Source organism: uncultured Acetatifactor sp., assembly GCF_948601915.1.
Classification (GTDB): domain Bacteria; phylum Bacillota; class Clostridia; order Lachnospirales; family Lachnospiraceae; genus Acetatifactor.
The window spans coordinates 12,289-18,138 of sequence record NZ_CAPDXS010000112.1 but is presented as its reverse complement, the minus strand read 5'-3'; the positions used below and the strand labels follow the sequence as shown (position 1 = coordinate 18,138).

Genomic DNA, 5,850 nt, shown 5'->3' with positions numbered 1-5,850 from the left:
AGTCAGCGTTATGCAGTCTGGTTTCATTGCAAGTGAAATCGTTAAGCAGTATAAACTGCTAGATGCTCCATTTGAAATATTTGATTGTAGAAAGTGCCAGCGGGGGTATAATGAAAGGAGCAGATTCGCCACAGGCGCGTGAGATATTCTTTTGGTGGGAAGCAGTTATGACTGGAATGCGTCGGCAAGGAAAAGGCGGCATCATTGCAGGATAGAGAGGTATGGGGAGGAAAATCCGCACTGGCGGCGCACACAGGAGGCACAGGAATGACAGGAGGCGGGGCGATATGGCAGGGATATTGGTTGTGGAGGACGATGTGACGACGAACAATCTGGTCAGCGACTATCTGACCGATGCGGGCCACACGGTATTTTCGGCCTGCAACGGTCTGGAGGCGCTGCGCCTTTTTCAGCAGAACCCCATGGAACTGATCGTTCTGGATATCATGCTTCCCAATGTGGACGGCATTCAAGAGGCTGACGTGGTTTTCAGGCTCCGCAGAGGGCAGTTGTAGGTTCATGGGCTGGAACCGATTTTTTCCTATACAGGGAATCTGGCCCGGCATGAACGGAAGTTGCCAAAGCCCAGGGAGGATTTCTTCAAAAAGCATGCGAGGCAGTTAGGGCAGGGTGGATGAGGGTGCGGGAGACTGCTGGGACGTCTCATGGTACAGGGCATCTTTCGGACAAGTGGGGAGAAATAATGGATTGTGCATCGGGGTGGAACAGGGTATAATATTGACACAGAAGGACAGAGTGCCCACTTTTGATTCCATGTGCGCCAGGCGCACAAAAACAAGGTATAATAATGTCATGTGGCTGGACGAGGAGGTGTAGTGATGAAGAAACCGTTGCCGATAGGGGTAGATAATTTTGCAGATGTCATAAAAACAGGATATTACTATATAGATAAAACCATTTTTATAAAAGAATTGTTGGATTTAAGAGGGAAAGTGAACCTGTTCACCCGTCCCAGGCGCTTCGGCAAGACGCTGAACCTGAGCATGCTCCGGTATTTCTTTGAGGACACCGGGGATGCGGAAAAGAATGCCCGGAACAAGGCGCTTTTCCAGGGACTGAAAATCATGGAGGCCGGAGAGGAATATATAGAGCAGATGGGAAGCTGTCCGGTGCTCAACCTGACGCTGAAGTCGGCGAAACAGGAAGATTACGACACTGCCTGCTATATGATGCGGTGTGAAATCGCATCTGAATTTGACAGGCACAGGGATATCTTGGAACGGGGCAGGGAACTTCTGACTCCCAATGAGTATGAGCAATACCTGAGCGTCGCGGAAGAGAAAGTGGACGAAAAGCAGCTGAGGGGGGCGCTAAAGCTGTTCTGTAAGTGCATGTTCAAGGTTACGGGGAAAAATACGGTTCTGCTGATCGACGAGTACGATGTGCCGCTGGAGAATGCATATTTTAGCGGCTTTTACGAGGAGATGGTGAGCTTTATCCGCTCGCTGTTCGAGGCGGGGCTGAAGACCAACGACTATCTGCAGTTTGCGGTGATTACAGGATGTCTTCGGATTTCAAAAGAGAGTATTTTCACGGGACTGAACCATTTAAGGATTATTTCAGTGCTGGACCAGAGGTACAGCGAGCATTTTGGGTTCACGGAATCCCAGGTGCTGCGGATGATGGAATATTATGGTGTGGAGAGCCGTTTTCCGACCATGAAGGAATGGTATGACGGATACACTTTCGGGGACACGGAGGTCTATAATCCATGGAGCGTCATAAACTATATGTTCGATTTGTATGCGAAGGTTGATGCTTTCCCGCGCCCCTATTGGATCAATACCAGCTCCAACGACATCATAAAGGACATGATCGCCAGAGCTGACCGTGAGGCGCAGGGGCAGATTGAGACGCTTTTAAACGGCGGAACCCTGGAGATACAGGTGCATGAAGAGGTCACCTATGGGGATATGCAGGCCAGTGGTGAGAATCTGTGGAATTTCCTCTATTTCACAGGGTACCTGACGAAAAAAAGTGAGGATTTCCGCGATTCGTCGACATTCCTGCAGCTGCGCATCCCCAATACGGAAGTGAAGACAATCTATCGGAACACGATTCTGGGGTGGTTCCGGAAGAGGATAGAGAAGCAGGACTTCCGGGATCTGTACCGGGCCATGGAGGACGGGGATGCGGAAAAGATGGGGGAAATCTTAAGCAGCCAGCTTTTCTCTACCATCAGTTTCTATGACAGTGCGGAGAATTTCTACCACGGGTTCCTGGCCGGAATCCTGAGCCAGAGCCAGGACTATCTGGTGAAGTCCAACCGGGAGTCGGGCAATGGGCGCTCGGATATCTGTGTAAGGAGCCCGTCCCTGCGGGGCAGGGCGTTTGTCCTGGAAGTAAAGGTCTCGGACAGCATCCATGACCTGGAGAACGATGCGGAAAAGGCCCTGCGGCAGATATACGATAAAAAGTATATAGATGAACTGCAGACAGAAGGGTATCGGAAAATCGGCTGCTATGGAATCTCTTTTTACCGGAAGGACTGCGAGGTTCGGCTGGGGAAACGGGCGGAGTAAGGTGGGGAGGTGCGATGATGAAGAAAGCATTGCCGATAGGGGTAGATAATTTTGAACGGGTAATAACAGACGGCTATTACTATATCGATAAAACTATGTTGATAAAAGAATTGCTGGACTTAAAGGGGGAAGTGAACCTGTTCACCCGCCCCAGGCGCTTCGGCAAGACGCTGAACCTGAGCATGCTCCGGTACTTCTTTGAGGATACCGGGGATGCGGAAAAGAACGCCCGGAACAAGGCGCTTTTCCAGGGCCTGAAGATCATGGAGGCCGGGGAGGGCTATACGGGTGAGATGGGGACATATCCAGTCATCAACCTGACCCTGAAATCGGCCAAGCAGGCCACGTTCCAATCCGCCTATGCGAAGCTGAAAGAGGAGATCGCGGAGGAGTTCAAGCGCCATCGTTACGTGTTGGAGAGCGGGGCTCTGGACGAGGAGGATAAGCGCAAGTTTCGGGAAATCGCCGGGAGAGAGGCGGGGCAGGACGAATATTCCGGTGCGCTGAAGTTCCTGAGCAAGTGCTTGCACCAGGCCACAGGGAAAAATACGGTCATTCTGATCGACGAATACGATGTGCCGCTGGAGAATGCGTATTTCAGGGGATTTTATGGGGAGATGGTGGATTTCGTCCGCTCCCTGTTCGAGTCCGGTCTGAAGACCAACGACAATCTCCGGTTTGCTGTGATTACAGGCTGTCTTAGAATTTCGAAGGAGAGCATTTTTACGGGACTGAACCATCTGAACATTATCTCCGTTCTGGATAAAAAATATAGCGAGCACTTCGGATTCACCGAATCTGAGGTGCTGCAGAGCATGGCTTATTATGGAGCGGAAAACCGTTTCCCGACCATGAAAGAATGGTATGACGGGTATACCTTTGGAGATACGCAAGTTTACAATCCATGGAGCGTCATAAAGTTCCTGTATGATTTATATTCGGATGTGGACGCTTTCCCGCGTCCCTACTGGATCAACACCAGCTCTAACGACATCATCAAGGACATGATTGCCAGAGCCGACCGGGAGACGAAGGGACAGATTGAGACGCTCCTGAACGGCGGGACACTGGACATCCAGGTGCACGAGGAAGTCACCTATGAGGACATGCATGCCAGTGGGGAGAATCTGTGGAATTTTCTGTATTTCACAGGATATTTGACGAAAAAAAGTGAGTATTTCCGCGACCCGCTGTCTTTCCTGCGGGTCTGCATCCCGAACACAGAAGTGAAGACAATCTACCAGAACACGATTCTGGGATGGTTCCGGAAGAGCATAGAGAAGCAGGACTTCCGGGACCTGTACCGGGCCATGGAGGAGGGGGACGCGGAGAAGATGACGGATATTTTGAACGGCCAGCTTTTCCCCACCATCAGCTTTTATGACAGTGCGGAGAACTTCTACCACGGCTTCCTGGCCGGAATTCTGAGCCAGAGCCAGGACTATCTGGTGAAGTCCAACAGAGAATCTGGTAATGGGCGGTCGGATATCATGGTGCGTAGCCCGTCCCTGCGGGGCAGGGCCTTTGTGCTGGAGCTGAAGGTCTCCGCCTCCATCGATGATTTGGAAGCCGACGCGGAGAAGGCGCTGAAGCAGATTTATGACAAAAGATATATGGACGAGCTGCGGACGGAAGGGTATCGGAAAATCGGATGCTATGGGGTCTCCTTCTACCGTAAGGACTGCGAGGTGCGGCTGGGAAGGAGGGCGGATACCTGAAATTTCGTGGTATTTCATCCAAAAGAGGGTTTCGTTCCATTGGAAGCTGGCGCAGGGTACGGGCTTGCATCGGCCAATCCTTTCAACTCCAGGTTGATATTTTCCGCATCCGCTTCACCTGACATACCTGGTAAATCCCGGTGACTTTGCCTACAATAGCACTTAGATAATAGAAACCTATTATGGATTCTATTACAAACTCACAGCGCTGAAAACAGATTGGAGGTAAAACACTATGATGGATTTGGAAAAAATCGCAAGAAGGATTGCATCCCTGCGCAGGGAGCGGGGATACACAGGAGAGGCTCTGGCGGAGCGGCTGCAGGTCAGCCCCCAGGCCGTATCCAAATGGGAGAACGCCAAGTGCCTGCCGGAGACGGCCATCCTTCCTGCCCTGGCGGAAGCGCTGGACTGCAGCATCGACAGCCTGCTGTGCCCCAGGGAGCTTTTCATCCTGGAGGCAGTGTACACGGACGGAGAGACGGAAGTGCCCGTGACCCGCTTCCTGGACAACCTGGTGCGGGACAATGTGCTGGACATCTATGTGAACCAGACTTTCACCGGCGCCTCCCTGGAAAGCGACCGCCTGAAAGTCCTGACCGTCAAGTTCCAGACGCCGGAGGGCGTGGGCTTTTCCTACGCACTGCAGAACGAGAACCTGACCCTGGACAGGAAAAGCGCGGGCTTTGGGCCGGAGGAAACCTTCCGGATCGTGGGCGCTTACTATGGGAACGGGAAGGAATACGCCTCCGCCATGCAGAAGATAGAGCACTATGCGTATTTCAAATGGGACAGGATACCGGTGAACCATGAGACCTTCCCCAGCAGCACCGCAAGCGACGACACGGAATATCTGACGCTGATTTACCTGAACGGGGAGGGAATCCATGTGCTGAGCTGCCCGGAAAACCAGACCGTCTATTACGGGAACCATGGCACGAGGCTCCTGCTGCGGGATGATTCGAAATGCATACTGGAAAATGTGAAGCCTCTGTCCTGGAAGAAGGGGACAGAGGGCCTGGAAAGCCCCTGGGCGGGCGCGCTCCGGGCGGCCCTCACCTATATGGGGGAGCCTTACACCTATGAGCAGATCATGGGAATGAGCGGGGCCTGTTATCGCACCTGTTTCACCGATGTCTGGGACTATAGCTGTACGGACGCCCTTGTGGCCTACGATTACGCCGGGCCCCTGTACAGCGCCATCGGCTACGATTTCCGCATGGTGGAGAGGCTGGAAAAGCAGGAGAGGAAGGCGGAGCGCCAGGCCATCATGGAGGATATCCGAAAAGGCAGGCCGGTGCTTGCCATCAACCTGCGCGTGGCTCCCGAGTGGGGGATCATCACGGGGTATACCGACAACGGGAACCGCTTTCTGTGCCGCACTTATTTCGATGAAGAAATCCTCGATGCCCTGGAATCACAGGGCGGATGGAAACCTGCGGATGGAAGGGCGCAGGCAGCAGGGGGACAGCCGGAGCCGGATGGCGGGACACAGAGGAAGCGTCAGGGGCAGTCGGACAGCGATGCGCAGCGTCAGACCCGGTCAGACTATCGGATGGTCTTTGAAGAGAATGGAGGATACCTTTACA

At 52.9% G+C, this 5,850-nt stretch carries 4 protein-coding genes; all 4 read left to right on the top strand.

Annotated elements, in window-relative coordinates; all coding sequences use genetic code 11:
* Window positions 1-287: 287 nt before the first annotated feature.
* Window positions 288-515, top strand: a complete 228-nt coding sequence (locus Q2B33_RS17345; RefSeq protein ID WP_300566346.1) for a response regulator — start codon at window positions 288-290, stop codon at window positions 513-515.
* 324 nt (window positions 516-839) lie between these two features.
* Window positions 840-2,543 (top strand): AAA family ATPase, encoded by a 1,704-nt coding sequence (locus Q2B33_RS17340; RefSeq protein WP_300566343.1) that lies wholly within the window; start codon window positions 840-842, stop codon window positions 2,541-2,543.
* A gap of 17 nt (window positions 2,544-2,560) precedes the next feature.
* Window positions 2,561-4,261 (top strand): AAA family ATPase, encoded by a 1,701-nt coding sequence (locus Q2B33_RS17335; protein WP_300566340.1) that lies wholly within the window; start codon window positions 2,561-2,563, stop codon window positions 4,259-4,261.
* A gap of 235 nt (window positions 4,262-4,496) precedes the next feature.
* Window positions 4,497-5,850 (top strand): helix-turn-helix domain-containing protein (locus Q2B33_RS17330; RefSeq protein ID WP_300815979.1); only part of this gene is annotated, 1,354 nt, incomplete at its 3' end.

Coding starts and splice junctions, on each gene's coding strand:
- Q2B33_RS17345 (WP_300566346.1), top strand. CDS start 288: ATGGCAGGGATATTGGTTGTGGAGGACGATGTGACGACGAACAATCTG.
- Q2B33_RS17335 (WP_300566340.1), top strand. CDS start 2,561: ATGAAGAAAGCATTGCCGATAGGGGTAGATAATTTTGAACGGGTAATA.
- Q2B33_RS17340 (WP_300566343.1), top strand. CDS start 840: ATGAAGAAACCGTTGCCGATAGGGGTAGATAATTTTGCAGATGTCATA.